Source organism: Methylobacterium sp. E-016 (genome assembly GCF_022829745.1).
GTDB lineage: Bacteria > Pseudomonadota > Alphaproteobacteria > Rhizobiales > Beijerinckiaceae > Methylobacterium.
On sequence record NZ_JAKSYF010000064.1, the window covers coordinates 55,113 to 81,837 of the forward strand.

28 protein-coding genes are annotated in these 26,725 nt (G+C 71.6%); 18 read left to right on the forward strand and 10 right to left on the reverse strand.

Annotated elements, in window-relative coordinates; all coding sequences use genetic code 11:
- The first annotated feature begins 114 nt into the window (after positions 1–114).
- The 6 genes from MKK68_RS06790 to rnhA all read left to right on the forward strand — a co-directional run bounded on the left by MKK68_RS06790 (position 115) and on the right by rnhA (position 5,411).
- Positions 115–1,803 carry a methyl-accepting chemotaxis protein gene (locus MKK68_RS06790; protein WP_244029455.1) on the forward strand — a complete coding sequence of 563 codons (1,689 nt, stop codon included), beginning with the start codon at positions 115–117 and terminating at the stop codon, positions 1,801–1,803.
- Positions 1,804–2,014: 211 nt separating this feature from the next.
- Positions 2,015–2,224, forward strand: a complete 210-nt coding sequence (locus MKK68_RS06795) for a type II toxin-antitoxin system HicA family toxin (RefSeq protein ID WP_243938135.1) — start codon at positions 2,015–2,017, stop codon at positions 2,222–2,224.
- A 56-nt stretch (positions 2,225–2,280) separates the two neighbouring features.
- The gene (locus MKK68_RS06800; protein ID WP_243931825.1) at positions 2,281–2,688 is read left to right on the forward strand and encodes a type II toxin-antitoxin system HicB family antitoxin; all 408 of its coding nucleotides are present in this window, start codon (positions 2,281–2,283) and stop codon (positions 2,686–2,688) included.
- 165 nt (positions 2,689–2,853) lie between these two features.
- Complete coding sequence (gene ispH / locus MKK68_RS06805) at positions 2,854–3,864, forward strand: 4-hydroxy-3-methylbut-2-enyl diphosphate reductase (protein WP_243931827.1); 1,011 nt, start codon at positions 2,854–2,856, stop codon at positions 3,862–3,864.
- Between the two features lie 114 nt (positions 3,865–3,978).
- Complete coding sequence (locus MKK68_RS06810; RefSeq protein WP_147728443.1) at positions 3,979–4,944, forward strand: homoserine kinase; 966 nt, start codon at positions 3,979–3,981, stop codon at positions 4,942–4,944.
- On the forward strand, positions 4,941–5,411 hold the full coding sequence (gene rnhA, locus MKK68_RS06815) for a ribonuclease HI (RefSeq protein ID WP_244029457.1): 471 nt from the start codon (positions 4,941–4,943) through the stop codon (positions 5,409–5,411). Before MKK68_RS06810 ends, rnhA begins: the two co-directional genes overlap by 4 nt.
- A 20-nt stretch (positions 5,412–5,431) precedes the next feature.
- Here the strand turns inward: rnhA and MKK68_RS06820 are convergent, their stop codons facing one another.
- Both MKK68_RS06820 and MKK68_RS06825 read right to left on the reverse strand, forming a co-directional pair.
- Entirely contained in the window at positions 5,432–6,073 is a 642-nt protein-coding gene (locus MKK68_RS06820) for a DedA family protein (RefSeq protein ID WP_147728441.1), read from the reverse strand.
- A 108-nt stretch (positions 6,074–6,181) separates the two neighbouring features.
- On the reverse strand, positions 6,182–6,664 hold the full coding sequence (locus tag MKK68_RS06825) for a peroxiredoxin (RefSeq protein ID WP_147728447.1): 483 nt from the start codon (positions 6,662–6,664) through the stop codon (positions 6,182–6,184).
- A 488-nt stretch (positions 6,665–7,152) separates the two neighbouring features.
- Here MKK68_RS06825 and MKK68_RS06830 point away from each other — a divergent pair, with 488 nt between their 5' ends.
- Together MKK68_RS06830 and MKK68_RS06835 are read left to right on the forward strand one after the other, a co-directional pair.
- Positions 7,153–7,437, forward strand: a complete 285-nt coding sequence (locus MKK68_RS06830; protein WP_147859474.1) for a hypothetical protein — start codon at positions 7,153–7,155, stop codon at positions 7,435–7,437.
- 64 nt (positions 7,438–7,501) lie between these two features.
- A complete protein-coding gene (locus MKK68_RS06835) occupies positions 7,502–8,119 on the forward strand; it encodes a YqgE/AlgH family protein (protein WP_187274848.1) in 618 nt (205 codons plus the stop codon).
- Between the two features lie 79 nt (positions 8,120–8,198).
- On the opposite strand, the gene MKK68_RS06840 is transcribed toward MKK68_RS06835, so the two are convergent.
- The 4 genes from MKK68_RS06840 to MKK68_RS06855 all read right to left on the reverse strand — a co-directional run bounded on the left by MKK68_RS06840 (position 8,199) and on the right by MKK68_RS06855 (position 11,632).
- A complete protein-coding gene (locus MKK68_RS06840) occupies positions 8,199–8,831 on the reverse strand; it encodes a TadE/TadG family type IV pilus assembly protein (RefSeq protein ID WP_147729037.1) in 633 nt (210 codons plus the stop codon).
- Positions 8,832–8,847: 16 nt separating this feature from the next.
- A complete protein-coding gene (locus MKK68_RS06845) occupies positions 8,848–9,516 on the reverse strand; it encodes a TadE/TadG family type IV pilus assembly protein (protein ID WP_147729038.1) in 669 nt (222 codons plus the stop codon).
- 11 nt (positions 9,517–9,527) lie between these two features.
- The gene (locus MKK68_RS06850) at positions 9,528–10,619 is read right to left on the reverse strand and encodes a pilus assembly protein TadG-related protein (protein ID WP_147729039.1); all 1,092 of its coding nucleotides are present in this window, start codon (positions 10,617–10,619) and stop codon (positions 9,528–9,530) included.
- A gap of 308 nt (positions 10,620–10,927) precedes the next feature.
- Entirely contained in the window at positions 10,928–11,632 is a 705-nt protein-coding gene (locus tag MKK68_RS06855) for a GntR family transcriptional regulator (RefSeq protein WP_147859472.1), read from the reverse strand.
- Positions 11,633–11,788: 156 nt separating this feature from the next.
- On the opposite strand from MKK68_RS06855, the gene MKK68_RS06860 reads away from it, so the two are divergent.
- The 4 genes from MKK68_RS06860 (at position 11,789) to MKK68_RS06875 (ending at position 16,513) form a co-directional block, all read left to right on the forward strand.
- Positions 11,789–13,087 carry an MFS transporter gene (locus MKK68_RS06860; protein WP_244029459.1) on the forward strand — a complete coding sequence of 433 codons (1,299 nt, stop codon included), beginning with the start codon at positions 11,789–11,791 and terminating at the stop codon, positions 13,085–13,087.
- 42 nt (positions 13,088–13,129) lie between these two features.
- Positions 13,130–14,206 carry a tartrate dehydrogenase gene (locus MKK68_RS06865; protein ID WP_147727964.1) on the forward strand — a complete coding sequence of 359 codons (1,077 nt, stop codon included), beginning with the start codon at positions 13,130–13,132 and terminating at the stop codon, positions 14,204–14,206.
- Positions 14,207–14,415: 209 nt separating this feature from the next.
- Positions 14,416–15,693 (forward strand): polyhydroxyalkanoate depolymerase, encoded by a 1,278-nt coding sequence (locus tag MKK68_RS06870; protein WP_147727968.1) that lies wholly within the window; start codon positions 14,416–14,418, stop codon positions 15,691–15,693.
- A gap of 85 nt (positions 15,694–15,778) precedes the next feature.
- A complete protein-coding gene (locus MKK68_RS06875; protein ID WP_147727963.1) occupies positions 15,779–16,513 on the forward strand; it encodes a M48 family metallopeptidase in 735 nt (244 codons plus the stop codon).
- Positions 16,514–16,720: 207 nt separating this feature from the next.
- Here the strand turns inward: MKK68_RS06875 and MKK68_RS06880 are convergent, their stop codons facing one another.
- Complete coding sequence (locus tag MKK68_RS06880) at positions 16,721–17,095, reverse strand: hypothetical protein (protein WP_147727962.1); 375 nt, start codon at positions 17,093–17,095, stop codon at positions 16,721–16,723.
- Positions 17,096–17,371: 276 nt separating this feature from the next.
- Between MKK68_RS06880 and MKK68_RS06885 the strand changes: the two genes are divergently transcribed.
- From MKK68_RS06885 to MKK68_RS06900, 4 genes are all read left to right on the forward strand, one after another.
- Complete coding sequence (locus tag MKK68_RS06885) at positions 17,372–17,908, forward strand: invasion associated locus B family protein (protein ID WP_243938115.1); 537 nt, start codon at positions 17,372–17,374, stop codon at positions 17,906–17,908.
- A gap of 17 nt (positions 17,909–17,925) precedes the next feature.
- A complete protein-coding gene (locus tag MKK68_RS06890; RefSeq protein WP_147859469.1) occupies positions 17,926–18,579 on the forward strand; it encodes a hypothetical protein in 654 nt (217 codons plus the stop codon).
- A 190-nt stretch (positions 18,580–18,769) separates the two neighbouring features.
- Complete coding sequence (locus tag MKK68_RS06895) at positions 18,770–20,602, forward strand: glycosyltransferase family 2 protein (protein ID WP_244029467.1); 1,833 nt, start codon at positions 18,770–18,772, stop codon at positions 20,600–20,602.
- A gap of 2 nt (positions 20,603–20,604) precedes the next feature.
- Positions 20,605–22,353, forward strand: coding sequence for a glycosyltransferase family 2 protein (locus MKK68_RS06900; protein ID WP_244029461.1), 1,749 nt, complete (start codon positions 20,605–20,607; stop codon positions 22,351–22,353).
- On the opposite strand, the gene purC is transcribed toward MKK68_RS06900, so the two are convergent.
- Together purC and nth are read right to left on the reverse strand one after the other, a co-directional pair.
- Complete coding sequence (purC, locus tag MKK68_RS06905; protein WP_147728905.1) at positions 22,301–23,095, reverse strand: phosphoribosylaminoimidazolesuccinocarboxamide synthase; 795 nt, start codon at positions 23,093–23,095, stop codon at positions 22,301–22,303. The genes MKK68_RS06900 and purC overlap by 53 nt on opposite strands.
- 328 nt (positions 23,096–23,423) lie before the next feature.
- Positions 23,424–24,152 carry an endonuclease III gene (gene nth / locus MKK68_RS06910; protein WP_147728906.1) on the reverse strand — a complete coding sequence of 243 codons (729 nt, stop codon included), beginning with the start codon at positions 24,150–24,152 and terminating at the stop codon, positions 23,424–23,426.
- 20 nt (positions 24,153–24,172) lie between these two features.
- Here nth and MKK68_RS06915 point away from each other — a divergent pair, with 20 nt between their 5' ends.
- Positions 24,173–24,694 carry a DUF2244 domain-containing protein gene (locus MKK68_RS06915; RefSeq protein WP_147728907.1) on the forward strand — a complete coding sequence of 174 codons (522 nt, stop codon included), beginning with the start codon at positions 24,173–24,175 and terminating at the stop codon, positions 24,692–24,694.
- A gap of 74 nt (positions 24,695–24,768) precedes the next feature.
- The gene (locus tag MKK68_RS06920) at positions 24,769–26,259 is read left to right on the forward strand and encodes an amidase (protein WP_244029463.1); all 1,491 of its coding nucleotides are present in this window, start codon (positions 24,769–24,771) and stop codon (positions 26,257–26,259) included.
- 10 nt (positions 26,260–26,269) lie between these two features.
- Here MKK68_RS06920 and MKK68_RS06925 read toward each other — a convergent pair whose 3' ends face one another.
- Positions 26,270–26,512, reverse strand: a complete 243-nt coding sequence (locus MKK68_RS06925; protein ID WP_147729926.1) for a hypothetical protein — start codon at positions 26,510–26,512, stop codon at positions 26,270–26,272.
- Positions 26,513–26,725: the final 213 nt, after the last annotated feature.

The following is a 26,725-nucleotide window of genomic DNA, read 5'->3' on the forward strand; positions in this document are numbered from 1 at the left end:
CGGGCACGGATCGGGGTTGCGCTTTTGTATTCCTTAACGCGGGCCACCTATACTTTATTGCGAGCAAATGTTCGGGCGCCGAAGCCCATGAAGACTTTATTCCCGGAGTCGCGCGTGTCCCTGAGAAATGTTTCGATCCGCACGCGGCTCGTCGCCGCCTTCGCGACGCTGACCCTGTTCGTGCTCGGGCTCGGGCTCGCCGGCCTGTCCGGCATCGCGACGGTCGAGGAACGGCTGGTCGACGTGCAGACGCGGTGGCTGCCGAACGTCCGCGACGCCGGCGCCCTCGACGCGCTGACCGGGCGGTACACCACCAGCCTGCTGCGGCACATGCTCACCACCGAGCCGAAGGCGCTGGCCGCCATCGAGGGCGACATCGCCCAGCGCGGCCAGGCGATCGAGACCGGGATGGCCGCCTACGCGCGCGGCATCGCGCAGCCCGAGGAGCGGGCGCTGTACGAGAGCTTCCTGCGCGAGTGGGGCGCCTTCACCGCCACCGAGGCGCCGATCCTCGCCCATTCCCGCGCCGGCGAGAAGGCCGAGGCGCTGCTCGCCTACCAGAGCAAGGGGATCGGCGCGCGCCGCAACGCCTCGATCGCCCTGGAGAGGATCATCGCCCTCAACACGGAGGGCGCCGCGCGCGCGGAAGCGTCCGCCGCGGCATCCGTCGCGCGCACCCGGTTCTGGATGGTCGCGGCCCTCGGGACGGCCCTGGCCCTGGCGGTCGCGATGGCCGTGCTGCTGATCGCCGGCATCGGCCGCGGGATCGACCGCGTCGTCCGGCCGATGCAGGCCCTGGCCGAGGGCGACCTCGAGACCGCGATCCCGCTCCAGGGCACGCGCACCGAGATGGGCCGCATCGCCGACGCGGTGCAGGTGTTCAAGGCTGCGCTGCTGCGCATGCGGGCGCTGGAGAGCGAGACCGCCCTGGCGCGGGCCGGCGCGGAGGCGCAGCGCAAGGCCGCGATGCGGCAGATGGCCGACACCTTCGAGCGCTCGGTCGGCGGCATCGTCGCGACGGTGACCGCGGCGGCGACCGAGCTGCAGGCGACGGCGCAGAGCATGACGGCGACCGCGACGCAGACGGCATCGCAGTCGACGACGGTGGCGATGGCCGCCGAGGAGGCGGCCTCGAACGTCAACACGGTGGCGGCGGCGGCCGAGGAGCTCGGCTCGTCGGTGCTGGAGATCGGGCGGCAGGTCGGCGGCTCCTCGGCGCTGGCGCAGGGGGCGGTGGCCGAGGCGGCGCAGACGGCGGCCGTGGTGCAGGACCTGAGCGAGGCGGCGGCCCGGATCGGCGACGTGGTGGCGATGATCTCGTCGATCGCCGGGCAGACCAACCTGCTCGCCCTGAACGCCACGATCGAGGCGGCGCGCGCCGGCGAGGCCGGCCGCGGCTTCGCGGTGGTAGCGGCCGAGGTGAAGGAGCTCGCCGCGCAGACGGCGCGGGCCACCGGCGAGATCGGCAGCCAGATCGGGCGGATCCAGGACTCGACCCGCCAGGCGGTCGCGGCGATCGACGCGATCGCGGGACGGATCCGGGAGATCTCCGGGGTGTCGGCCTCGATCGCGGCGGCGGTGGAGGAGCAGGGCGCGGCGACCCAGGAGATCGTGCGCAACGTCGGCGAGGCGGCCTCCGGGACGGGGGCGGTGACGGCCAACATCGGCGGGCTCGCGGCGGCGGCCGACGAGACCGGCGCCGCGGCCTCGCAGGTGCTGACCTCCGCCACCGAGCTGTCGCGCCAGTCCGAGCACCTCAACGCCGAGATGAGCCGCATGCTGGCTTCGCTCCGCGCCGCCTGAGGCGGGGCCGGAGGGGGCGGCGGTCGCGTCCCGGATGCGGGACGCGCGGTCACGAAGGTCGGACGGCAGGCGCGCGCTGCCGATCGCGCCGTCCGCACGCGCGCTTGCCATACACAAGCTTGCGCAACGACGGGCGACGCTTATAATCCGGATTGCAGGCCCGCGGATCGACCGCTCTGCGGCCGCAGCGAGCGACCCGGACGGGATCGCCATGCCGCCTCGCGTCCGCCTCTCGAAGACCCGCGACCTGCTGGCCGCCCTCGAAGCCGACGGATGGGGGATCGCACGGAAGGGCCCGGGCGACCATGTCCAGCTCAAGCATCCGACCAGGCCAGGACGGGTGACGGTGGATGCCGGTCGGCGCGAGCAGGCGATCGGCCCGCTGCGAAGCGTGTATCGGCAAGCCGGGTGGGCGTGGTGACGCCTCCGCCCTTCGAGGACGAGGCCGGATCGTCGGCCCGACGGGAAGCACCGCCCATGGCCCGTGTCGTCATGCTGATCCACGGCGAGGCCGGAAACTACGGCGCCTCGTTCCCCGATTTCCCCGGCGCCACCACCGGCGCGGACGACCTCGACACGCTCTACGTGAAGGCGGCCGAGATGCTGGCCTTCCATGTCGGCGGCCTGGCCGAGGATGGCGAGCCGATCCCCGGCATCCGCTCGCTCGACGCGCTGCGCCGCGATCGCGTGTTCCGGGAGGACAGCGCCGATGCGATCGTCGCTGTCCTCGACGTCGACCTCCCCGGGCGCGCCGTGCGGGTGAACATCTCGGTCGAGGAGAATCTGCTGAAGCGGATCGATCGCGCGGCCGCCTCGGCCGGCGAGACCCGGTCCGGCTTTCTCGCCTCGGCCGCCAAGGCGCGACTCGTCGGCGCCGGGACCTGAACCCCGACGCGAACCGCGCAGCGCCCCCGAATCCCCACCCTTCGACGAACGCCGGTTCCGGGGGTCACCCGCGCCGGCAAACGTGCTATAGCGCGTGCCCACGCGGCGGGTTTGCCGCGGCCGCCCGGTTGACAGGGCGGGCCCCTCCTCGCCACATCCCGGATCATGAGCGCCATCACGAATCTCGACACCGCCTCGGACGGGGCCACCGCAACGGCCGCAAAGCCGCCGCTGGAGATCCTGCTCGCGGCCCCCCGCGGCTTCTGCGCCGGCGTGGTGCGGGCGATCGACGTGGTCGAGCGCGCGCTCGCGATCTACGGGCCGCCGGTCTACGTCCGCCACGAGATCGTGCACAACAAGTACGTGGTCGAGAGCCTGAAGCGCAAAGGCGCGGTGTTCGTGCGCGAGCTCGACGAGGTCCCCGACGGCGAGGCGCCGGTGATCTTCTCCGCCCACGGCGTGGCCAAGACCGTGCCGGCCAACGCCGACACCCGCGGCCTGATCACCATCGACGCCACCTGCCCGCTGGTGACCAAGGTCCACCGCGAGGCCGAGATCCACCACAAGCGCGGCCGCCACGTGCTCCTCGTCGGCCATTCCGGCCACCCGGAGGTCGTCGGCACCATGGGCCAGCTGCCCAAGGGCTCGATCACCCTGGTCGAGGACCTCGAGCAGATCGCCGCGCTCGAGCCCGAGAACCCGAACAACCTCGCCTGGGTCACCCAGACGACGCTGTCGGTCGACGACACCCTGCACATCGTCGCGGCCCTGAAGGCGAAGTTCCCGACCATCACCGGGCCGCACAAGGACGACATCTGCTACGCCACCACCAACCGTCAGGAGGCGGTGAAGCAGATCGCGCCGCTGGTCGACGCGCTGATCGTCGTCGGCTCCTCGAACTCCTCGAACTCGCAGCGCCTGCGCGAGGTCGCCGAGCGCGTCGGCTGCCCGATCACCCGCCTCGTGCTCCGCGCCGAGGAGATCGACTGGCCCGCCTTCGAGGGCATCACCAAGCTCGGCCTCACCGCCGGCGCCTCGGCACCCGAGGTGCTGGTCGAGGAGATCATCGACGCCTTCGCCGCCCGCTACACGGTGACGGTCGACACGGTGCAGACCGTGGTCGAGGACATGGTCTTCCCGCTGCCGCGCGAGCTGCGCAGCGAAGCCGCCGAGTAGGTTCTCTGCGACTTTGGGCGGCGGGTGCCATCGCCCGCCCGTCTCGCCGGCTCGGGCCGGCGGGGAACATCGTCGCGTGCCGATTGATCTGAAGATCCGTAGAAAAGAAGCGCCGTGGCCGTCTACACCGAGGTATCCGACGCGGCTTTGACCGACTTCCTCGCCGATTACGAGATCGGCGGGCTGCTCTCCTACAAGGGCATCGCGGAAGGGGTCGAGAACACCAACTTCTTCCTGCACACCACCGGCGGCGCCTACATCCTCACCCTGTACGAGAAGCGGGTGCGGGCCGGCGACCTGCCGTTCTTCATCGGCCTGATGGAGCACCTGGCGAGCCGCGGGCTGGCCTGCCCGCAGCCGATCCGCAACCGCGACGGCACGGCGCTCGGCACCCTGTGCGACCGCCCGGCGGCGATCGTCAGCTTCCTCGACGGGGTCTCGGTGAAGGCGCCGACCGCGCATCACTGTGCCGAGCTCGGACGCGCCCTGGCCCGGCTCCATGCGGCGGGCGCCGATTTCGGCATGCGTCGCGACAACAGCCTCTCGGTCGGCGCCTGGCGGGGGCTGTTCGACCAGGCCGAGCGCCAGGCCGACGGCGTCGCGCCCGGGCTCGCCGCGCGCACCCGCGACGACCTCGCCCTGCTCGAGGCGCGCTGGCCGGCGAACCTGCCCGGCGGGGTGATCCACGCGGATCTCTTCACCGACAACGTGTTCTTCATCGGCGACGGATTGTCGGGGCTGATCGACTTCTACTTCGCCTGCACCGACGCCTTCGCCTACGACCTCGCGATCTGCCTCAACGCGTGGTGCTTCTCTCCTGAGGGCACCTACCACCGCGACATGGGCGCGGCGCTGATCGCCGGCTACGAGGCGGTGCGCCCGCTGGAGGCCGCCGAGATCGAGGCCCTGCCGATCCTGTGCCGCGGCGCGGCGCTGCGGTTCATGCTGACGCGGCTGGTCGACTGGCTGAACGTGCCGCCCGGCGCCCTGGTGCAGCCGAAGGACCCGCGCGAGTACGACCGCCGCCTGAGCTTCCACCGGCAGGCCGCGGACGCCTCGGCCTACGGATGGTCGCGATGAGCGAGGCGGCGACCGACGCGGCCCCCACCCGGGTCAAGATCTACACGGACGGGGCCTGCTCGGGGAATCCCGGCCCCGGCGGCTGGGGCGCGATCCTGATCTACGGCGACACGCGCCGCGAGATCTCGGGGGGCGAGGCGCACACCACCAACAACCGCATGGAGCTGCTCGCCGCGATCGAGGCGCTGGAGACGCTCAAGCGCCCCTGCCGCGTCGACGTGTTCACCGACTTGCAGTACCTGCGCCAGGGCGTCACCAGCTGGATCCACGGCTGGAAGGCGCGGGGCTGGCGCACCGCCGACAAGAAGCCGGTGAAGAACGAGGACCTGTGGCGCCGCATCGACGCGGCGCGCACCCGCCACACGGTCGAGTGGCACTGGGTCAAGGGCCACGCCAGCGACCCGCTGAACAACCGCGTCGACGCGCTGGCGGTGGCCGCGATGGCGCCGTTCAAGACCCGCCGCTGAGGGGGGAGGACCCGCGCCGCTCAGGCGAGCGGGCCGGGGATCGCGCGCTCGGCTTCGGCGAGCAGCCGCGTCTCGTGGCGGCGCACGAACAGCCACAGGGCCAGGCCGCCGAAGATCACCAGGGCCAGCAGCGCCAGCCCGACGGGGCCGGCGATCTGCTCGATCGAGCGGCCGCAATAGTAGGAGCCCAGCCCCATGCTGGTCGCCCAGGCGAGGCCGCCGAGCCCGTTGAACAGCATGAAGCGGCGGGCATCGAGCCGGTTCACCCCGGCGAGCAGTGCCGCGTAGGCGCGCAGCATCGCGGTGAAGCGGCCGAAGAACACGATCTTCCCGCCGTGCTCGCGGAACAGGTACTGCCCGAGCTTGAGCCGGCCGTGGTCGAGGGCGATCATGCGGCCGTAGCGCAGCAGCAGCGGCATGCCCCAGCGCCGGCCGACCCAGTAGCCGAGGTTGTCGCCGATGATCGCGGCGGCGGCCGCGGCGGCGATGATCAGCGCGATGTTGAGGTTGCCGGTGCTGCCGGCATAGACGGCCGAGGAGATCAGCACGGTCTCGCCCGGCATCGGCACGCCGGCGCTCTCCAGGGTGATGATGACGAAGATCGCGACGTAGCCGTAGGACGCGATCAGGTCGGCGATCGGCAGTTCGTGCAGGAAGGACATGCGGCCCCTGAGGTTGATCGGGCCGCAATTCGCAACGGGAAGGTGGCCATTCGAGGGCGCATGTCCGGCCTCGGCCGGCGCGCCCTCCCAAGGGCGTCCCCGCCGGGATCAGATCACCTTGAGCAGCGCCTCGGCGCTCGAGGTCTCGGCCTTCGAGGGCGATTCCTCGACGTTGAGGACGCGCACCACGCCGTCCTCGACCAGCATCGCGTAGCGCTTGGAGCGGATGCCGAGGCCGAAGCCGCTGCCGTCCATCTCCAGGCCGAGGCCCTTGGCGAAGTCGCCGTTGCCGTCGGCGAGGAACTCGAGCCCTTCCGCGCCGCTGGCCTTCGACCACGCGTCGAGCACGAACACGTCGTTGACCGAGGTGACCGCGATGGCGTCGACGCCGCGCGCGAGGATCGCGTCCTTGTTGTTGACGAAGCCCGGCAGGTGGTTGCGGTGGCAGCTCGGGGTGAAGGCGCCCGGCACGCCGATCAGCACGACGCGGCGGCCCTTGAACACGTCGTCCGTGGTCTTGGCGAGGGGGCCCTCGGGGCCGGTGATGCGGAAGGTGGCCTGGGGCAGGTGATCGCCGACCTGAATCGTCATGTTGGACCGTTCCTCGCGCATCGCGGCATCGCGCCGCTTCGGATCGGCGGTGACGTAGCGCGGCCCGCGGGGGCTGTCGAGCGAGGCGGCGCGCGCAAGGGCGATCGCCAGGGTGATCGCAGGGATGGCGCCGCGGGATCGGGATGCGGTCGCCGGTTCGGGCCGCGCGCCTCGGCGCACCGCCTTCGCCCGCGCGCGCTCCAGGCGCGCCAGCTCCCGGCTGGGCCGGAACAGGAGGATGCGGACGAGGGTCCGCATCTCCGGCGTCCCCGCCGCCTCGACCGCCGCCTGCGCCGCGATGCAGGCATCGACCGTCGTCGCGAGATCGCGATGCGAATTCATCCGTCCTCGATACGGGTTTGACGCGCGGCCCGAAAACATCGAGCTGTCGTGCCATCATCCGATAGTTTTTGTCGGACGTAGATCGGTTACGCTGACCGCATGGCCGACTGTAAAACTGATTTCCGATCATTCGATCGGTGATGCGCATGGGTTCCGAATCCGTAGCAGGTTCCGGCCGAGCGGCCGCCAGGCTGGCGGAGATCGCCCGGTCCCTCGCGATCCCGGTCTCCGCCTTCGACGACCCGCGCGCCTGCCCGCTCGGCGGCCCGCTCGGCGACACGGCGGAGCTGCTTCGCCTGTGGCAGGGGATCGACGACCCGCTGCTGCGCGCGCGCGTGCTCGCTCATGTGCTCGCTTCGGCGCCGGCGACCGCCCAAGGGCGGGGAGCGCTGCCGGACCGGGCGACGCCGGAGCGCGACCCGCCCGCGTGACCGGCGACACCCGCACGGCGTTTTGTCCGCTGGACATCGGGGGGGCGGAGCGTAGCATGCGCGGATGCCCAGGCCTTCGATACCGATGCCCGATTCCGGCGATCCCGCCTACCTCGACGGCCAGTTCCTCGTGGCGATGCCGGGGATGACGGATGCGCGCTTCGCCCGCTCCGTCATCTACGTCTGCGCGCACTCCGCCGACGGCGCGATGGGCATCATCGTCAACAAGCCGGTGACCGACCTGTCGATGCCCGACCTCCTGGTGCAGCTCGACGTGGCGGGCGAGGCCGACGCGATCCGCCTGCGCGAGCGGGTCGGCCACATGCCGGTGCTGATGGGCGGCCCGGTCGAGGGCAAGCGCGGCTTCGTGCTCCACACCGACGACTTCCACATCGACCAGTCGACGCTGATCATCGACGACGGCATCTGCCTCACCGCCACCGTCGAGATCCTGCGCGCGATCGCGGCGGGGGACGGGCCGGCCAGCGCCGTGCTGGCGCTCGGCTATGCCGGCTGGCAGGCGGGCCAGCTCGAGAGCGAGATCATGGCCAACGGCTGGCTCAACTGCCCGGCCGACCCGGACCTGATCTTCCACGCCGACCTCGCCGGAAAGTACGACCGGGCGCTGCGCGGCAACGGCATCGACCCGGCGATGCTCTCGGTCAGCATGGGCCGGGCCTGACGGCGCGGTCCCGCCCGCGCGAAGGGCCGGCTGTCGCGCGCCTTGCAGATCGGCGAGGCGCGCTCAGGTGCAAGCCTCGTCAGGTGCAGGCTTTGCCGCCGGGCATGACGACCTCGTTGTAGGTCGACTTGGCGGGCTGGCCGCCGCGGACCGGCCAGGGCACGTTGGCCTTGAACGTGAACTGGTTGTTGGCCCCGCCGACGAAGCGGATCAGGTTGCTGCCGAGCAGCGGCGCGTAGGGAACGCTCACCTCGGCCAGCACGTAGCGCATGCCGCCGATCTGGAAGCCGTCGGGAACGGTGAGGTCGGCCGCCGTCCCGAGCCCGCGGGCCGTGCCGTTGCTCGTGGCGTAGCTGGAGCAGACCTTGGGACGCTGGCCGCCGCCGTCGGCGTACACGCCGAGCGCGCTGACCACGATGCTGGCCGAGCCGCTGGCATAGGGCGTGAGGACGAGCTTGGCCGAGGCCAGTATGTCGGTCATCGTGGCGGTCGCCATCGGTGTCGCGGCGTCGCCCTGCGCGGTGAGATCCGCGACCGTCCGCGCCAGGAGCGTGACCTTCCGGTAATGGTCGATCGCACGCGCGAATTCCGAGATGCCGAGCGAGATCGTCAGCAGGATCGGAAGAACGAGCGCGAACTCGATCGCCGAGACGCCGCGGGCATCGGATCCGAAGGCGGAGGACGATGCCGGCCGATCGGCCGTCCGCAGCATCGCCCGGTTCCTCGGCCTAGCAGCTCTTGCTGGAAGACGTGTCATAGGGTTCGGTTCGAAACACCGCCGTGGATTGAAGCAGGCGCGAGCCGTCGCCGAAGCTCGGCAGGCTCGCGTAGAGGAAGCCGAACGCGACGCGTTGCTTGACGGCCGCGGTGACGACGACGATCGATCCGGGCTGCGCGCACGCATAGTTCGAGCCGAAGCCCTTGGACCAGTCGCGCGTCTTTGTGTCCAACGGGGTCGGGATCGTGCTGCCGGCGAACGAGCTGCCCAAGGCCACGTCGAGCTTCAGGGTGTCGCAATCGAACACGGTGACGACGCGCGATGCGGTGGTGCCGCAGATCGCGGTCTTCATGGCGGCGAGCAGGGTGCCGGCGTCGCTCTGACCCGCGTTCGAGGTCTGGAATTCTCCCGTGTAGATCGTCCGCCCGGCGCGTTGCAGCGCATCGTCAAGATCGCGCGAGGCCCAGATCAGCAGGGCCGTTTGCAGGACCATGGCCAGCAGGGCGATGAACGGCATCGCGACCAGCGCGAACTCGACGGCGCTGGCTCCATCGCGCGCCGCCGGGAAGCGACGCAGGGCCGGGCCGGTCTTCCGCTGCCGATGACGAGGATGGCGGATCGGATCGACGACAATTCCCGGGCTCAGGGGAGGGGGTTCACGGGTCGGGCGGGCGTTCATGAACACAACGCCTATTCCACGATCCGGAGCTTCTTGTCGGAGACTTTCGTCGTGGTTGGGCAGGAGACGACGATGCGGATGTCGTCGTAGTCGCGATCGCTTCCCGCGCTCGGCGGCCGATCCTCCCACCCGTAATACATGTACTTCCCTTCGCTGCAGCTCGCGGTGGAGGTCGCCGGCGTATGGGTGGTGTTGTTGTTCGGCAGGATGCCGCCGTTGGACTTGTTCCGGCATTGGCTCAGGTTGTCGCAGACGATCGTCTCGAGGATCGGGTTCGAGACCATGTTGACCGTGGTCATGCTGCCGTTGGAATTGACGCGATAGCCCTTCATGCCCATCGTCTGAACGCGCAGTCCGGTGTCGATCATCGTATCGGTGTAGTATTGATACACCTCTTGATTGGGGTCGTCCCAGGCGGACTTGTTGCTGCGCCCGTTCCGGACGTTCCGCAGCATGTAGGACGGCGCCTCGTTGGCGCCGCAGGTCGGGGCCTTGTACTTGGAATAGTCCGACGGCGGCGTCGCGTTGTCGGCGATCGGCACCGGGATCGTGCGGCCCTTGTCGGCGGAGGCCTGCCGGGCCGGGTCGGACGAATAGCAGTAGATGTAGATCCGATTGTAGTCGGCGGCATCGGGAGACAGCTGGCTCACCGTCGGCGGAGCCGTCTCGTAGACGGGGGCGACGCGGTTGACCGTGGTCGCGGTCGCGACGGTGATCTGGCGCGGCATGCCGGGCAGCAGGTGCAGCAGGCTCGTCCGAAGCGTCGTCGAGATGGTCACGCGATAGTTCGCGCCGTCGATCCAGGTGCCGTTGATCTGATAGCCGTTCGCCGCATTGGCCGTGCCGAGGCGGGACGTGAGCTGGGCGTTGGCGAGGCGGAAACCCTCGGCCGCCGCCGCGACCGTATCGGCGTTGGCGACGAGGAGCGCGGTCGCGTCCGCGACGCTGGCCGCGACGGCGCGGATGCGGACGGCATTGCCGTAGTCGATCGCGAGCCCGCCGGCGCCGAGCAGCAACGGCAGGCTCAGGGCGAAGATCACGACGACGTTGCCGCTCTGGTTTCGAGCCAGCGCTGGTCTCGCGCGCGACACGGCCCGACGCATCCGACATCTCCACACGCAACCCAGGCCCGAGATCACCGAGCCTGCAATCCACGGTGCATGTATAGAACCGCAATATTTAACGTGAAGTTGTTCCGCGCGAACGACCGTCCATGAGGCGTCATTGCTCGGTTCGATTTTCCGAAGACCGTAAAAAAGCGCTTAACGCACAGCAACGCGTCCCGATCTCATCGTTTCCGCGCCGAAACGAGGGGCCGGCGGTGGCGCGAAGGACGGCGTGAGACCGGGCGTCCACCGCCGCCTCCGTCCCCGGCGGGACCGAACGGCGCCGGGACACGGCCGCATTCGGGTCAGAGGTGCTTCAGCCCGAAGCTCTCGAGCAGCGGAAGCAGCTCGTCGCGGGCGCGCAGGCGGTGGCTCTGCGCGCGCTCCTGGGCCGCGGCGGCGTCGCCGAGGCGGATCGCCGCGACGATCCGCTCGTGCTCGGCGACCGAGGCTCCGAGCTCCCGGCGCAGCTTGAGCGTCAGCATGCGGGCGCGGTGCGACTGGTCGTTGATCGTCTGGTTGATCCGGATCATGCGGCCATTGCCGGCGCGCTCGACCAGGGTGCGGTGGAAATCCTCGTCGGCATGGCCCCAGGCCGCGTGGTCGCCCGCCGCCCGGGCCTCGGCCATCGCGGTGGTGGCGGCGGCGAGCCGCGCCGCCGCCGCCTCGCGCTCCGCTTCCGGCAGGCCCGCGATCAGCGCCGCCGCCCGCCCCTCGACCGCGATCACCACGTCGTAGATCTCGCGCATGTCGGCCGGCGCCAGCGCGCAGATGACGATGCCCTTGCGCGACAGGATCCGGACGAGGCCGTCCTCCTGCAGGCGGATGGCGGCCTCGTGGACCGGCGTCCGGCTCATGCCGAGGCGCAGCGCGATCTCCTGCTCGGAGGCCTGGTACCCGGGCGGAAACCGCGATTCGCGGATCTCCTCCTTCATCGCCGCATAGGCGTCGTCGACGAGGGAGGGACGCCGGTCGCCCTCCTCGGCCTTCTCCGCACGCACCCGAACCATCACGACCTCCCACCGCGGCGCAGGCCTATCAGCTTCCATGGAGGCTGCAATGCAGGCTTGACGCGGCCGCCTGCAATATCTTACCACATGCCATCTTGCATGGAAGTTGGCACTGAAGACCGACTCGATCGCCGGAGCCCATCCGAGGAGGACACGATGGACCGCTCGCTCGAGCAGGCGACCATGCGCCGGGTCGCGTGGCGCCTGGTGCCGTTTATCTGCCTGCTGTACTTCGTCGCCTTCATCGACCGGGTGAACATCGGCTTCGCCGCCCTGACGATGAACAAGGACCTCGGCTTCACCTCGGCGGTGTTCGGCTTCGGCGCCGGGGTGTTCTTCTTCGGGTACTTCCTGTTCGAGGTGCCCTCGAACTACATCCTCGACAAGGTCGGCGCGCGCCTGTGGATCGCCCGGGTGATGATCACCTGGGGGATGCTGTCGGGCGCCTTCGCCTTCATCCAAGGCGAGACCAGCTTCTACGTGCTGCGCTTCCTGCTCGGCGCGGCGGAAGCCGGGTTCTTTCCCGGCATCATCCTCTACCTGACCTACTGGTTCCCGGCCCGCTACCGCGCGGCGGTGGTCTCGCTGTTCATGGCGGCGGCGCCGATCTCGGTGCTGCTCGGCTCGCCGCTCTCCAGCGCGCTCTTGGAGATGGAGGGCCTCCTCGGCCTGCACGGCTGGCAGTGGATGTTCATCGTCGAGGCGGTGCCGGCCGTGATCCTCGGGGTCGTCGTGCTGTTCTACCTCACCGACCGGCCCGAGAAGGCGACGTGGCTCGCCGACGACCAGCGCGCCTGGCTCGTCGCGGAGATGGACGCCGAGCGCGCCGGCAAGCGGGTGCACGCCAAGCACGGCCTCATGGCCGGGATCACCGACATCCGCGTGCTGGCGCTCGCGCTGATCTATCTCGGCACCTCCGCCGGCCTCTACACGCTCGGCATCTGGGCGCCGCAGATCATCAGGAGCTTCGGCCTGTCGACGCTGGCGGTCGGCTTCCTCAATGCCGTGCCGCCGACGATCGCGGTGGTCGCGATGATTCTGTGGGCGCGCCATTCCGACCGGACCGGCGAGCGCACCTGGCACGTGGTCGTCGCCTGCCTCGTCGCGGCGGCCGGCCTGATGCTGGCCGGCGGCGCCGCCTCGACGCTGGCGGTCGTCGCGGCCCTGAGCCTCGTCAACGTCGGCATCAGCTCGGCCAAGCCCCCGCTCTGGGCGATGCCGACGATGTTCCTGTCCGGCTCGGCCGCGGCGGTGGGCATCGCCACGATCAACGCGATCGGCAACCTCGGCGGCTTCGTCGGCCCCTGGGCGATCGGCTGGATCAAGGACCGCACCGGCAGCTTCACCGGCGGCCTGGTCTTCGTGGCGGCGCTCCTCGTCCTCTCGGCCGTCCTCACGCTCGTCGTCGCCCGTTCCGGGCGGCGGGCCGAGCCGGCCGGCGCCACCGCGCGCTAGAACCCCGCTCGATCCGCGCACCGCATCCCACGGAGACCCGTCATGACCACCTACAGAATCGCCGCCATTCCCGCCGACGGCATCGGCATCGAAGTCATCGCCGCCGGCATCGAGGTGCTCGACGCGCTCGCCGAGAAGGCCGGCAGCTTCGATTTCCGGTTCGACCACTTCGACTGGGGCTCGGACTACTACAAGCGCCACGGCGTGATGATGCCCGCCGACGGGCGCGACCAGATCCGCCACCACGACGCGATCTTCTTCGGCGCCGTCGGCGCGCCCGACGTGCCCGACCACATCACGCTCTGGGGCCTCAGGCTCGCAATCTGCCAGCCCTTCGACCAGTACGCCAACGTCCGCCCGACCCGGATCCTGCCCGGCATCACCTCGCCGCTGCGCCACGTGTCGGGGCCGGAGCTCGACTGGGTGATCGTGCGCGAGAACTCGGAAGGCGAGTATGCGGGCGTCGGCGGGCGCGTGCACCAGGGCCATCCGAACGAGGTCGCCACCGACGTCTCGATGATGACCCGCTCCGGGGTCGACCGGATCATCCGCTACGCCTTCAAGCTCGCGCAGTCGCGCCCGCGCAAGCTCCTGACCGTGGTGACGAAGTCGAACGCCCAGCGCCACGCCATGGTGATGTGGGACGAGATCGCGGCGGAGGTCGCCCGGGACTTTCCCGACGTGACCTGGGACAAGATGCTGGTCGACGCCATGACCATGCGCATGACGATGAAGCCGCAGACCCTCGACACCATCGTCGCGACCAACCTCCACGCCGACATCCTCTCGGACCTCGCCGCGGCGCTCGCCGGCTCGCTCGGCATCGCGCCGACCGCCAACATCAACCCGGAGCGCACCTACCCGTCGATGTTCGAGCCGATCCACGGCTCGGCCTTCGACATCACGGGCAAGGGCATCGCCAACCCGATCGCCACCTTCTGGACCGCGTGCCAGATGCTGGAGCATCTCGGCGAGGCGCCGGCGGCCGACCGGCTGATGCGCGCGGTCGAGCGCGTCACCGCCGACCCGAGCCTGCACACGCCGGACCTCGGCGGCACCGCCACCACGCGCCAGGTCACCGACGCGGTCATCGCCGCGATCCGCGGCGACAACGCGTAGGTCGTTCGGGGGGCCGGGAAGCACCGCCCCGCCCCTCTCCCGTCCGGGAGAGGGGACCCGCGCCTCGACCACGCCGTGTCGCGTAACGAGCCGAGGACCATCGCATCACGTCCGCGCGACGGGCCTTCACCGGAACCATCGCCCGGGTAAGGTGGTTGCCTGCGACGCCCGACGGCCGCGTCCGGGCGAAGGAGCGTTCGATGGCCCGGATGGATCTCGCCTACACCGCCTTCGAGGGCATGCGGTTCCTGATGGCGCCGGCGCGCATGGCCGCCGACATGGCGCGGTTCGGCCTGCAGAACCCGGCCAACCCGCTCGCCTACTCGCCCTACGCCCGCTCGATGGCCGCCGGCTGCGAGATGTTCGAGCGGGCCACCCGCCGCTACGGCAAGCCGGCCTTCGGGCTGTCCGAGACCGTCGTCGACGGCGTCGCCGTGCCGGTGACCGAGCGGATCGTGTGGGAGCGGCCGTTCTGCCGGGTGATCGCGTTCGAGCGCGCCTTCGCGACCCCGCCGGCCAGCCCGCAGCCGAAGCTCCTCGTGGTCGCGCCGATGTCGGGCCACTACGCGACGCTGCTGCGCGGCACCGTCGAGGCGATGCTGCCGAACCACGACGTCTTCGTCACCGACTGGTCGGATGCGCGCATGGTGCCGCTGCTCGCCGGCCGGTTCGATCTCGACAGCTACATCGACTATTGCAAGGCGATCTTCGCCGCGCTCGGGCCGGACCTGCACGTGATGGCCGTGTGCCAGCCGGCGGTGCCGGTGCTGGCGGCGATCGCGGTGATGGAGGCCGCGGGCGATCCCGGCGTGCCGGTCTCGATGACCCTGATGGGCGGGCCGATCGACACCCGCCGCTCGCCCACCGCCGTGAACTGCATGGCGCAGGAGCGCGGGCAGGCCTGGTTCGAGACCAACACGATCTCCTACGTGCCGCCGATCCATCCGGGCGCGTGGCGGGCGGTCTATCCGGGCTTCCTGCAGCTCTCGGGATTCATGGCGATGAACCTCGACCGGCACGTGACGGCCCATTCCGACATGTTCGACCATCTCGTGAAGGGCGACGGCGATTCGGCGGAGAAGCACCGCGAGTTCTACGACGAGTACCTGGCGGTGATGGATCTGACGGCCGAGTTCTACCTCCAGACCGTCGAGACGGTGTTCGTGAACCACGACCTGCCCAAGGGCACGATGCGCCACCGCAGCGTGCCGGTCGACCTGACGGCGATCCGCCGCTGCGCGATCCTCGCGGTCGAGGGCGAGAACGACGACATCTCCGGCGTCGGCCAGACGCTCGCAGCCCTCGACCTGACGCCGAACCTGCCCCAGGAGCGCAAGGCCTACCACCTGCAGCCGGGCGTCGGGCATTACGGCGTGTTCAACGGCTCGCGCTACCGCACGATCATCGCCCCGCGGATCGCCGCCTTCGTGCGCGCGATGCAGGGGCTTCCGGCCGACGCCGCGGCGCCGATTCAGCTCGCGAGCTGAGCGGCGCTTCCGACGGGGCGAAAACGCGCCGGAATCTGGCGTCGCCGCCCTGGAGGGGCGGCGGCCACGCAGCTAGACTGGCACCATGCCCTTCGCGCTGCTGCGACGCCCCGATCCCGACCATCTCGATATCGTGCACGACGGCGAGACCTACCGCGTCGCGGTGCGTCGGCGCCCGACCGCGCGGCGCCTGACGCTGCGGGTCTCGGCCGCCACCGGCGAGGTGGTGATCACCCTGCCGGCCCGCAGCGCGATCAGCACCGCCCAGCGCTTCGCCGTGAGCCACGGCGGCTGGATCGCCGCGCGCCTCGCCCGCGTGCCCGAGCGGGTGCCGTTCGCGGAGGGCGCGATGGTGCCCCTGCGCGGCGTGCCGCACCGGATCGTGCGGCGGGGCTCGCGGAGCGGCATCACCCGGATCGAGGCCGACGCGGCCGAGCCGGTGCTGTCGGTCTCCTGCGGGCCCGAGCACGTCGCCCGCCGGGTGCAGGCCTTCCTCGACGGGGAGGTGCGCCGCGACCTCGCGCGTGCGGTGGCGCACTACACGGCCAAGCTCGGCCAGGGCCCGGTGCGGATCACGGTGCGCGACACGCGCAGCCGCTGGGGCTCGTGCACCGCCGGCGGCGCCTTGAACTTCTCCTGGCGCCTGATCCTCGCGCCGCCCGTCGTGCTCGACTACCTCGTCGCCCACGAGATGGCGCACCTGCGCGAGATGAACCATTCGGCCCGGTTCTGGACGCTGCTCGGCCAGCTCTGCCCCGAGGTCGACGCGGCCGAGGCCTGGCTCAAGCGCAACGGCACGGCGCTGCATCGCTACGGGTGAGGGTGCGGATCGCGGACCGAGGACGCGCCATTCCACCGGTCCCTCCCCGTCATCCCGGGGCCGCGCAGCGGAGCCCGGAATCCAGAACCGCGACGGCGCATACGGGAACACGACCTGCGGTTCTGGATCCCGGGCTCGCCTTCGGCGCCCCGGAATGACGGGAAGGAGCGTGAAACCGCGTGGGCGAACGGTGCGGCTTCGCGAATCTCACCCCTTCGCGCGCAGCACCCGCTCGCGCGAGACCCGTTCCGCCGGCCAGGCCGGGCGGGGGTCGACCTCGCCGGGATCGAGGGTGCGCGGGGCAACGCTGTCGCAGAGCTCGCGCTGGCGCACGACGATCGGGTTGCCGAATTCGTCGCGGCGACGGATCAGCCCGCCCTCGCGGCAGAAGCCGGCGATGGCGGCGTTGCCGTTGCGGCGGCCGTAGGGGTTCACCTCCACCGGCGGATGCTCGACCGTGAGCAGGCCGCTGCGGTTGAGCGAGCGCTCGACGTAGGTCGTCTCGCCGATCGGAAGCGGCTCGGCCGTCGCCGCGACGCCGGTGGCGCCGAGCAGCAGGACCGTCAGGGCGAGGACACGCATGGCGCCGGCTCTCGTGTGATGATGCATCGCTGCGATATCTAGGTCGCGGCGCGTCCCGGCGATAGCGCATTGTGGCAACATTCGGTCCGCACGGTGTCCGGCCGCCGCGTTTCGGGCCCGGGCGGGACGAGGCGGCGCTGAGGCCCGCGCGTTTGCCGCGCGCGCCGGCGCGGCTCGCTTGACAGCGCCGGGCCCCGCATGGTCGGAACACCCGGGTTTTCGGCAAGGCCTCCCGCCCGCAACGGGCTCGGGGGCGCGCTCGTGAAGGGATCGTCGGTGCGGCTGCACAGGAGTTTCGACCGTGTCAGGCGCCTGTCGTCGGCGCTGGCAACCGTGGCCCTCGCCGGCGGCCTGCTGGGCGGCCTCGGCGGCGCGGCGCAGGCGCAGGGCATGGTGCGCAAGACCTTCGAGGACTGGCAGCTGCGCTGCGAGACCCCGGCCGGCGCCAAGGCCGAGCAATGCGCCATGGTGCAGTATCTCGCCGCCGAGGACCGCCCGAACCTCACCCTGGTGGTCATCGTGCTGAAGACCGCCGACAACCGCGGCTACCTGCTGCGCGTGGTCGCGCCGCTCGGCGTGCTGCTGCCGTCGGGCCTCGGTCTGAAGATCGACCAGACCGACGTCGGCCGCGCCGGCTTCGTGCGCTGCCTCACCACCGGCTGCGTCGCCGAGGTGGTGATGGACGAGGGCCTCGTGCGCCAGTTCAAGGCCGGCACGCAGGCGACCTTCATCGTGTTCCAGACGCCGGAAGAGGGCGTCGGCATCCCGCTGTCGATGAAGGGCTTCGCGGCCGGGTTCGACAGCCTGAAGTGACCATCGGGAGGCGCGGCATGATCGGGGCTTTGGGGATCGGGCGAACGGCCCTCTGCGGGCTCGCCCTCGCGCTCGGCGCGGCGCCCGCGGGCGCCGAGGAGGGCAACATCTTCTCCAACCTGCTCAAGTACGGCGGCACCACCGTGCCGCCGTCGCAGCCCAAGGAGCTCGAGGCGCCCAACTGCCCGACCGTCGACGTGCCGGACGGCGGCGCCGCGCTCACCAACCCGGCCGGCGCCACCGGCGCCGGCATCCGCAGCCAGGTCTCCCTCGGGCGCATCGCCCGCGAGTGCACCCGGCGCGCGGACGGGTCGATCACGGTCAAGGTCGGCATCGAGGCCCGCGTCCTGCTCGGTCCCTCCGGCGCGCCCGGCCGGTTCGACGTGCCCTTCACCATCGCGATCAAGCACGACGACAAGACCGTCAGCACCCGCACCCGCCGCGTCGCGGTCTCGGTCGGGTCGGGCGAGGCCCAGGGCTTCGCCACGGTGGTGGAGGACGACATCCCCGTGCCGGCCGCCGTGAGCGCCGACTACGAGATCGTCGTCGGCCTGGGCGGCGCCCCGAAGGCGGCGGCGGCGAAGCCGAAACCCCGCCGCCGCGCGCCGGTGGCCCAGGCCCCGTCCGAGGCGCCCTCCGAAGCCCCGGCCGAGGCGGGCGCCGCGCAGTGAAGCCCAAGCCGGGAGACGGCCCGTTCCGCGCCTGACCGCCCGGCTCGACCTCGGGCGCGCGACCGCGTTCCACTGCGTGCCGGCGGCCGACCCGGTCTTCGACCGCCGCCTCGTGCTGCCGGAGATCGGCCGCGGCGGCTGGGTCGTCCTGACCTATCGCGAGCCGCCGACCGCCCGGCCGCGCCGGCCGATGCTGCGCCTGATCCGCGCCGAGGGCGCGCAGGACGTGGTGCTGCCCGGCGTCGCGCAGCCCTGCGCCCACTGGCTCGGCCTGCTCCCGGACGACCTTCGCGAGATCCGCCTCGCCGCCGGACCCGGCTTCGTGCTGGAGCGCGTCGGCCGCCGCACCGAGGCGAGCTTGTTCCTGCAAGCGCTCGCGACCCGGCCGCTCCGCGCCGTCTCCGCCCTCTACGAACGCCTGCGCGGCGACGAGCGCCGCTATCGCGACACCCTCCGCGGGACCTGCGCGGTGACGCCGCGCGCGCGGTTCTCAGATTGGGCGGCGGACCGCGCCCTCCCCCCGCCCTCCCCCGAAGGCGGGGGAGGGAAGGGGGCGTTCGGCATGATCCGCGTGCTCGTCCTGGCCGACGCGGATGCCGAAAGCCTCGCCGCGACGCTCGCGAGCCTGCGCGCGCAGACCCATCCCGACTGGCGCGCGATCGTCCTGCACGCCGCCACCTTGCAGGCCACGCCCGACGACCCTCGCATCGCGCACGAGGCCTGGCGCGACGATCGCGGCCTCGGGGATGTCCTCGGAACCGCGCCCCTCTGCCTGCTCCGCGCCGGCGACCGGCTGAGGCCCGAGGCGCTCGCTCAGCTCTTCGCGGAGATCGGCACCGCCGACCTGATCTACGCCGACGAGCTGCGCGACGGCGCGCCCCGGCTGAAACCGGATTGGAGCCCGGATCTCGCCCGCACCACCGGCTACCAGGGCCGGCCGTGGCTCGCCGCGCCGGCCCTGCTCGCGCGCCTTCCCGAAGACCCGGCCGGGGCGATCGCGGCGTTTCCGCTCGCCCTCGACCTGTGGCTCGGCGCCCGCGCGACCCGTGTGGCGCACCTCCCGCGCATCCTCGCCGAGACCACCGGGGCCGCGCCGGATGCCGCGCCGCGCGCCGCCGCGCTCGCCCGGCATCGCACCGACGCCGCCGAGCCGGCGATCCGCGACGGCGTCGTCGACCTGCTCTGGCCGCTGCCCGAGCCGGCGCCGCGCGTCAGCATCGTGATCCCGTCGCGCGACCGGCTCGACCTGATCGAGCGGGTCTGCCGCGGCGTGCTGCACGAGACCGCCTACCCTGCGATCGAGTGCGTGATCGTCGACAACGGCTCGACCGATCCGGCGGTGCTCGCTCACTACGACGCGCTCCGGCGCGATCGGCGGGTGCGGATCGTCGCGTTCGATGCGCCCTTCAACTTCTCGGCGATGGTCAATGCCGGGGTGGCGGCCGCGACCGGCGCCGTCGTGGTGCTGCTCAACAACGACGTGGCGGTGCTGCACCCGGATTGGCTCGACGCGATGGTCCGGCAGGCGCTGCGGCCGGAGGTCGGCGCGGTCGGCGCCAAGCTGCTCTACGCGAACGGCACGTTGCAGCATGCCGGCGTCGTCGTCGGGCTCGGCGGGCGGGCCGGGCACATCCTGCGCAAGCGCCCCGCGGGCAGCCCCGGCCGTCTCGGGCAGATGCGGGTCGCGCATGAGGTCTCGGCCGTCACCGCCGCGTGCCTCGCTGTTTCACGGGAAAACTATCGGGCGGTCGGCGGCTTCGACGCGGAGGCGTTCCCGGTCGATTTCAACGACGTGGATTTCTGCCTCCGCCTCGGGGCGGCCGGTTGCAAGACGGTGTGGACGCCGGCCGCCACCCTGGCCCACCTCGAATCGGTGAGCCGCGGCCCGTCGGTGGGCGCCAAGCGCATCCGGTTCGAGGCGGAGGCCGCCCGCTTCACCGAGCGCTGGCGCGACGTGGTCCGGCACGATCCGTTCTATCATCCCGCCCTGTCGCTCACGACCTTCGGCGAGGACCTGGAATAGCCATGGCTGGCTCGGGCACGCGCGCCGTCGCCGCCACCCTGGCGCGTCATCCGCGGCGGACCTTCGCGATCCTCTGGGCCCGCCTCACCGGCCGGCGCCTGCGCGCGCGCCAGCAATGCGCGGCCCTCGTCGGCATCGATCACCGCCTGGCGCTGCCGCCCGGGATCCTGGACCGGTTTCCGACCGAGCCCGTCCCGTCCGACGATCCCGACCTCCGCCTGCTCACGGCACCGGGTCACGCGCTCGTCGCGGGCGCCCGCCGGGCCTTCGCCACCGCCTTCGCCGCCGATCCGAGCCTGCACGCAGTCTACGGCGACGCGCTGGTCCAGGCTTCGCCCAGCGGCCCGGTGTTCCCGCTGCTGCGCCCGGCCTTCGATCCCGACTACCTGATGGCCGTCGATTGGCTCGGCCCGGTGCTCGCCGTGCGCCGGACGAGCCTTTGCGCGATCGCCGGCGGGGACGCGGAGATCTCGGCCCTCGACGCCGCCTTGCGCATCGTCGAGCGCTTCGGCCCGGACGCGATCGGGCACCTGCCGGGGATCGTGTCGGTTCGGATCGGGCCGGACCTCGCTTCCGACCGCGCGCCTTCCCTCCCCCCTCTGCGGGGGAGGGGACCCTCCGAAGGCGAGCGGGAGAGGGGAGCGACCGATCCGGTCACGGCGCTCCCCGCTCCCGACCCTCGCTCGCGCGAGGCCCACCCTCTCCCGCTTCAGGGCGAGGGAAGGCGGGGGCCGCGAGACGCCCATCTCGAAACCCGGCTCGCCAGCCTACGCCGGCACCTCGACCGCACCGGTCGGGCCGCGACCCGGCTCGCGCGCGAACCCGACGGCGTCGTCTCGGCCCTGCATCCGCTGCCCGATCCGCTTCCCCTGGTCAGCGTCATCGTCCCGACCCGCGACCGGGTCGATCTGCTGCGCGCGTGCCTCGACGGCCTGCGCACCCGCACCGACTGGCCGAGCCTCGAGATCCTGATCGCCGACAACGACAGCCGCGCGCCCGAGACCCTGGCCTACTTCCGCGCCCTCGAAGGCGAGGGGGTGCGCGTCGTCGCCTGCCCGGGGCCGTTCGACTTCGCCGGCATGAACAACGCGGCCGCCGCGCTGGCGCGGGGCGCGCTGCTCGCCTTCGTCAACAACGACGTCGAGGCCTTCAGGCCGGACTGGCTCGGGCGGATGGCGCGCGAGGCGCTGCGGCCCGAGATCGGCGCGGTCGGCGCCAAGCTGCTCGACGGGGAGGGCCGGATCCAGCACGGCGGCATCGTGCTCGGCACCGGAGGCCTCGCCACCCATGCGCATCGGCACTTCCCCGGGGACGCTCCCGGCGACGGCATGCGCCTGCGGGCGACGCATGCGGTCTCGGCCGTCACCGCCGCCTGCCTCGTGGTCGAGGCGGCCAAGTTCCACGCGGTCGGCGGCTTCGACGCCGCGCATTTCGCGGTCGACTTCAACGACGTCGACCTGTGCCTGCGCCTGAACGCGGCCGGCCACCGCACGCTGATGGTGCCAGGCGCGGTGCTGCATCACCGCGAGGGCGCGAGCCGAAGGCGCTCGCCGGAGGCCGAAAGCCGCCACGCCCGCGAGGTCGCGGCATTCAAAATTCGATGGGGGCCGCTGCTGGTGCAGGACCCCCATTATCATCCGGGCTTCGATCCCGATCTCTCGACCCACGCCCGGCTGCGCGCGGGCGCCGTCGACGGCCCTACTGGACCAGGCGCGGTCCGCCGGTCTGGACCTTCTCGTTCTCCGACATGATCCCGAGCCGCTTGGCGACCTCGGTGTAGGCCTCGATCAGGCCGCCGAGATCCTTGCGGAAGCGGTCCTTGTCGAGCTTGTCGGCGGACTTGATGTCCCACAGCCGGCACGAATCCGGGGAGATCTCGTCGGCGACGACGATGCGCATCATGTCGCCCTCCCACAGGCGGCCGGTCTCGATCTTGAAGTCGACCAGGCGGATGCCGACGCCGAGGAACAGGCCCGACAGGAAGTCGTTGACGCGGATCGCCAGCGCCATGATGTCGTCGATCTCCTGGGGCGTCGCCCAGCCGAACGCGGTGATGTGCTCCTCCGACACCATCGGGTCGTTGAGCGCGTCGTTCTTGTAGTAGAACTCGATGATCGAGCGCGGCAGCTGGGTGCCCTCCTCGAGCCCGAGCCGCGTCGCCAGCGAGCCGGCGGCGACGTTGCGCACCACCACCTCGAGCGGGATGATCTCGACTTCGCGGATCAGCTGCTCGCGCATGTTGAGCCGGCGAATGAAATGGGTCGGCACGCCGATGTCGTTGAGGTGCTGGAAGACGAACTCCGAGATCCGGTTGTTCAGCACGCCCTTGCCGTCGATGATCTCGTGCTTCTTCGCGTTGAAGGCGGTCGCGTCGTCCTTGAAGTGCTGGATGAGCGTTCCCGGCTCCGGACCCTCGTAGAGGACCTTCGCCTTGCCCTCGTAGATGCGACGGCGGCGGTTCATAGGCGTGTACCGTGGTTTGAGGAAGTCCATCGGGCCGTGGCTCCTTGGCGACGAGACGTGCGCGGATTCCGCGGCGTTCAGACCTCGGGAGAGGTCGGGCCGCGGGCACATGTCATGGCTGGGAACCCCGGCGACCGTGCCGCAAACTACCCGAAGCGCGCTGGCAGCACAACGCGTTAGCCGGGTGGGGGATACGCGCGGCGCGCCTTCCTCGGCCTTGGTCGACGGCGGCGTTCGTCCGTCGCGCGCACGCTTCCCGCCCCCGCCCCGTCATCCCGGGCTCGCCTTCGGCGCCCCGGGATGGCGGGCGGGATGACGGGATGCCTTCCCCCTTGCAGGCCTCACACCGGGGCGCCCCTCACGCCGTCTTGTCCGGGTAGCGGCACAGGTCGGCGATCGGGCAGTTCGGGCAGTCGGGCTTGCGCGCCTTGCAGACGTAGCGGCCGAACAGGATCAGCCAGTGGTGGGCATTGAGGCGGAAGGGCTCGGGCACCAGCGCCTCCAGCCCGGCCTGGACCTTGTCGGTGGTGGCGGCGACCACCAGCGGGATGCGGTTGGCGACGCGGAAGATGTGGGTGTCGACCGCGATGCGGGCCTCGCCGAAGGCGACGTTGAGCACCACGCTCGCGGTCTTGGCGCCGACGCCGGGCAGCACCTGCAGCTCCGCTTGGCTGCGCGGAACCACCCCGCCGTGCTGCTCGACCAGGATGCGCGAGAGCGCGATCACGTTCTTCGCCTTGGTGTTGAACAGCCCGATCGTGCGGATGAAGTCGCGCACCCGGTCCTCGCCGAGCGCCAGCATCGCCTCCGGGGTGTCGGCGATCGCGAAGAGCGGCCCGGTCGCCCGGTTCACGCCGACGTCGGTCGCCTGGGCCGACAGCACCACCGCGACGAGCAGCGTGTAGGGGTTGAGGAACGTGAGCTCGGCCCGCGGCTCGGGATTGGCCGCCCGCAGGCGCGAGAAGATCGCGACGACGGCCTCGGGGCCGACCGGATCGGGCGCGCGGGTGGCGCGTGCGACGATCGGTCGGGCGAGCGTGCCCCCGATCGCGGCTTTCTTCACGGCGGGCGGCTTCCTGGCTGGCATCGTCGGGTTATATTGGCCCCATGGCGAGCGGCAACCTCCACGTCCACCCGGACGGCCTCGATCCCGATACCATCGACCGGCCGGTGTTCTCGGCCACCATCCGGCCGGCCCAGTCCCTGAGCCGCGCCGGCTTCAAGGTGGTGATGACGGGCTGCTGCCTGGTCTCGCTGGTGATCTCGGTCTGGTGCTGGCGCATGGGCTTCTGGCCGGTCGCCGGCTTCTTCGGCCTCGACATGCTGGCGATCTACGCCGCGCTCAAGGTCAGCTTCCGCCGCGGCCGCTCCTTCGAGGAGGTGATGATCTCCCAGCTCGAGATCCTGCTCACCCGCGTCAGCCACCGCGGCGAGCGCCACCAATGGCGCTTCAACCCGCTCTGGACCAAGCTCACCCAGGTCGAGGACGAGGAGTTCGGGTTGCAGCGCCTGACCCTGGTCTCGCGCCGGGAATACGTCGTCGTCGCCCGCGACGCCTCGCCCGACGAGCGCGCCCGCATCGCCCGCGGCCTCACCGGCGCGCTGGCGCAGGTGAAGAAGGGGTACTGACCGGCGCGCCGCGTGTTTCCCGGCTCGTCGGCACGGAAGATGCCTCGTCCCCCACACCCCAGCGGATGACGCCCGTGCACGACACCTCCACCATCGACCGACGCGCCCTGCTCGGCGGAATCGCGACGGCTGCGGCCCTCGCGGCATCGCCCGCCCGGGCGGGCGGCACGAACGCGCTCACCGCCGCCTCCGCGAGCGCGCTGGCCGAGGCGATCCGCACCCGGCGCGTCACCGCCGCGGAGGTGGTCGAGGCGCATCTGGCCCGCATCGCCGCGGTCAACCCGCAGCTCAACGCCGTCGTGCAGCTCACCGCCGACTCCGCGCGGCGCGAGGCGGCGGCCGCCGACGCCGCCCTGGCGCGGGGCGAGGCGCCGAAACCGCTGCACGGCGTCCCGGTGACGATCAAGGACACACTGGAGACCGCGGGCGTGGTCTGCACCGGCGGCACGCTGGGTCGGGCCGCCTACGTGCCGAAGGCCGACGCGACTGCGGTGGCCCGCCTTCGCGCGGCCGGCGCGATCGTGCTCGGCAAGACCAACGTGCCGGAGCTCGCCGGCGCGCTGGAGACCGGCAACCTCGTCTACGGCCGCACCAACAACCCCTACGACCTCGCCCGCACGCCGGGCGGCAGCAGCGGCGGCGAGGCGGCGATCGTCGCGGCCGGCGGCTCGCCCCTCGGCCTCGGCACCGATGCCGGCGGCAGCATCCGCGTGCCGGCGCATTATTGCGGGCTGGCCGCGCTCAAGCCGACCTCGGGCCGCATCCCGCGCACCGGGCAGTTTCCCCGGCCGATGGGTGCCCGCAACAGCGTGTTCCACGTCAGCCTGATCGCCCGCCGCGTCGACGACCTCGCCCTCGCGCTGCCCATCGTCGCCGGGCCGGATTTTCGCGACTACACCATCGTCGACATGCCGTTGCGCGATCCGGACGCCGTCGGCCTGCGCGGGCTGAAGCTCGCCTTCTTCGACGACGACGGCGCCTCGGCCCCGACGCCGGAGATCGCGGCGGCCGTGCGCGCGGCGGCGAGGGCGTTCGCGGAGGCCGGCCTGACGGTCGAGGAGCGCCGCCTGCCGGAGGCCGAGACGGCGGCGGCGGTCTACTTCGACATGACCCGCGGCGACGGGGGCGCCGGCACCCGCGCCTTCCTGCGCTCGATCGGGACCGAGCGGATCTCGCCGCTGTTCGAGCAGTCGCTCGGCACGCGCGCGGCGCCGGCCATGGCCGGCATCACCGAGGCGCTGGCGGCGTTCGCCCGCTGGGACGCGTTCCGCAACGCGCAGCTCGCCTTCCTGCAGGGCTACGACGCGGTGCTGTCGCCGGTGGCGCCCTACGTCGCGCCGGCGCACGGCACCAGTTTCGATCCGGCGCTGCAGCGCGGGGTCGGCTACGCCCAGAACCACAACCTCACCGGCTGGCCGGCGGTGGCGGTCCGCGTCGGCACCTCGCCCGAGGGGATGCCGATCGGGGTGCAGGTGGCGGCCCACCCGTGGCGCGAGGACGTGGCCCTCGCCCTCGGCCGTCATCTCGAGGCGAGCTTCGGGGGCTTCGCGCCGCCCGCGATCTGACCGGTCGTCCCTACGCGCCTGGCGCCCAGTCGATCGTCGGGCGCTGCGCCAGGATGCGGTCGAAGTAGTTGGCCACCGCCTGCGCCCCGTCCGCATGCATCATCGCCACCGGGTGGGCGAGGTAGGCGCGGGCCAGCTCCAGCGGCATCTCGCCGGCCTTCAGCGCGTTGAGCACCGCATCGATGAAGGCGTCGTTGGCCTCGTTGAAATCGCTCGACAGCTTCTTGCGGTCGTTCAGGGCCTGGATCGCCATCGCGCATGCTCCGTGCCGCCCCCGCGGCGACGCGGTTCTACGGATGGAGAGGCCGATCGTTCCCGGAGAGGGCGCACCCGTCTCGGGATCGCTGGAGGGCCTTTCGGGCGGCCTGTCGTGGTTCTGTCGTCGAAATCGGAGAAAGTTCCGTTTTGGCTGTTGACGGGCTGCTGGGTGGTCCGTATACCCCTGTTCATCGAGACGGGGCGGCGG

Bases quoted from the DNA above. Each gene is read 5' to 3' on its own strand.
- MKK68_RS06860 (WP_244029459.1), top strand. From the start codon at position 11,789: ATGGACCGCTCGCTCGAGCAGGCGACCATGCGCCGGGTCGCGTGGCGC.
- MKK68_RS06835 (WP_187274848.1), top strand. From the start codon at position 7,502: ATGCCCAGGCCTTCGATACCGATGCCCGATTCCGGCGATCCCGCCTAC.
- MKK68_RS06875 (WP_147727963.1), top strand. From the start codon at position 15,779: ATGCCCTTCGCGCTGCTGCGACGCCCCGATCCCGACCATCTCGATATC.
- MKK68_RS06900 (WP_244029461.1), top strand. From the start codon at position 20,605: ATGGCTGGCTCGGGCACGCGCGCCGTCGCCGCCACCCTGGCGCGTCAT.
- MKK68_RS06830 (WP_147859474.1), top strand. From the start codon at position 7,153: ATGGGTTCCGAATCCGTAGCAGGTTCCGGCCGAGCGGCCGCCAGGCTG.
- MKK68_RS06825 (WP_147728447.1), bottom strand. From the start codon at position 6,664: ATGACGATTCAGGTCGGCGATCACCTGCCCCAGGCCACCTTCCGCATC.
- MKK68_RS06800 (WP_243931825.1), top strand. From the start codon at position 2,281: ATGGCCCGTGTCGTCATGCTGATCCACGGCGAGGCCGGAAACTACGGC.
- purC (WP_147728905.1), bottom strand. From the start codon at position 23,095: ATGGACTTCCTCAAACCACGGTACACGCCTATGAACCGCCGCCGTCGC.
- MKK68_RS06855 (WP_147859472.1), bottom strand. From the start codon at position 11,632: ATGGTTCGGGTGCGTGCGGAGAAGGCCGAGGAGGGCGACCGGCGTCCC.
- MKK68_RS06865 (WP_147727964.1), top strand. From the start codon at position 13,130: ATGACCACCTACAGAATCGCCGCCATTCCCGCCGACGGCATCGGCATC.
- rnhA (WP_244029457.1), top strand. From the start codon at position 4,941: ATGAGCGAGGCGGCGACCGACGCGGCCCCCACCCGGGTCAAGATCTAC.
- MKK68_RS06895 (WP_244029467.1), top strand. From the start codon at position 18,770: ATGCTGCGCCTGATCCGCGCCGAGGGCGCGCAGGACGTGGTGCTGCCC.
- MKK68_RS06870 (WP_147727968.1), top strand. From the start codon at position 14,416: ATGGATCTCGCCTACACCGCCTTCGAGGGCATGCGGTTCCTGATGGCG.
- MKK68_RS06845 (WP_147729038.1), bottom strand. From the start codon at position 9,516: ATGAACGCCCGCCCGACCCGTGAACCCCCTCCCCTGAGCCCGGGAATT.
- MKK68_RS06840 (WP_147729037.1), bottom strand. From the start codon at position 8,831: ATGCTGCGGACGGCCGATCGGCCGGCATCGTCCTCCGCCTTCGGATCC.
- MKK68_RS06890 (WP_147859469.1), top strand. From the start codon at position 17,926: ATGATCGGGGCTTTGGGGATCGGGCGAACGGCCCTCTGCGGGCTCGCC.
- MKK68_RS06915 (WP_147728907.1), top strand. From the start codon at position 24,173: ATGGCGAGCGGCAACCTCCACGTCCACCCGGACGGCCTCGATCCCGAT.
- MKK68_RS06880 (WP_147727962.1), bottom strand. From the start codon at position 17,095: ATGCGTGTCCTCGCCCTGACGGTCCTGCTGCTCGGCGCCACCGGCGTC.
- MKK68_RS06850 (WP_147729039.1), bottom strand. From the start codon at position 10,619: ATGCGTCGGGCCGTGTCGCGCGCGAGACCAGCGCTGGCTCGAAACCAG.
- ispH (WP_243931827.1), top strand. From the start codon at position 2,854: ATGAGCGCCATCACGAATCTCGACACCGCCTCGGACGGGGCCACCGCA.
- MKK68_RS06820 (WP_147728441.1), bottom strand. From the start codon at position 6,073: ATGTCCTTCCTGCACGAACTGCCGATCGCCGACCTGATCGCGTCCTAC.
- MKK68_RS06795 (WP_243938135.1), top strand. From the start codon at position 2,015: ATGCCGCCTCGCGTCCGCCTCTCGAAGACCCGCGACCTGCTGGCCGCC.
- MKK68_RS06925 (WP_147729926.1), bottom strand. From the start codon at position 26,512: ATGGCGATCCAGGCCCTGAACGACCGCAAGAAGCTGTCGAGCGATTTC.
- nth (WP_147728906.1), bottom strand. From the start codon at position 24,152: ATGCCAGCCAGGAAGCCGCCCGCCGTGAAGAAAGCCGCGATCGGGGGC.